We start from the raw sequence: 520 nt of genomic DNA on the forward strand, positions 1-520 counted from the left end.
GCGACAAGGGCGAACCGTGCTGGCCCGACGGCGTGGTGGGCAGCCTCACCCACTGCACCGGCTACCGCGGCGCGGTCGTGGGCCGCACCGAGGCGGTGCGCTCGGTGGGCATCGACGCCGAACCGCACGACGTGTTGCCCGACGGCGTGCTGAACGCGATCAGCCTGCCCGAGGAGCGCCACGAGATGGCGGCGCTGCCCGCGGGCCTGCACTGGGACCGAATCCTGTTCTGCGCCAAGGAGGCAACGTACAAGGCCTGGTTTCCATTGACCAAGCGCTGGCTGGGTTTCGAGGACGCCCACATCGTGTTCGACCTCGACCCGCCCGACGGCGGGACGACCGGGGTGTTCGTGTCCAAGATCCTGATCGACGGGCAGGCGCTCGACGTCATAGCACGATGGCGGTCAGCACCAGTCCCCGCTCCACCGACCACCGGCCCCGCAGCGCGGTCAGCGGTGGGCCGCCGAGCGCCTGCCCGTCGATCAGGATCTTGGACACGAACACCCCGGTCGTCCCGCCG

The 520-nt window shown here is 70.6% G+C and carries 2 pseudogenes; one reads left to right on the forward strand and one right to left on the reverse strand.

Features of this window, described 5'->3' with window-relative positions:
• Window positions 1-383: pseudogene (locus tag A9X03_RS23070) on the forward strand (4'-phosphopantetheinyl transferase); the annotation flags it as partial.
• 4 nt (window positions 384-387) lie between these two features.
• Here the strand turns inward: A9X03_RS23070 and A9X03_RS28790 are convergent.
• Window positions 388-520 (reverse strand): annotated as a pseudogene (locus A9X03_RS28790) (4'-phosphopantetheinyl transferase); the annotation flags it as partial.

Source organism: Mycobacterium sp. E1715, assembly GCF_001667625.1.
Lineage (GTDB): Bacteria > Actinomycetota > Actinomycetes > Mycobacteriales > Mycobacteriaceae > Mycobacterium.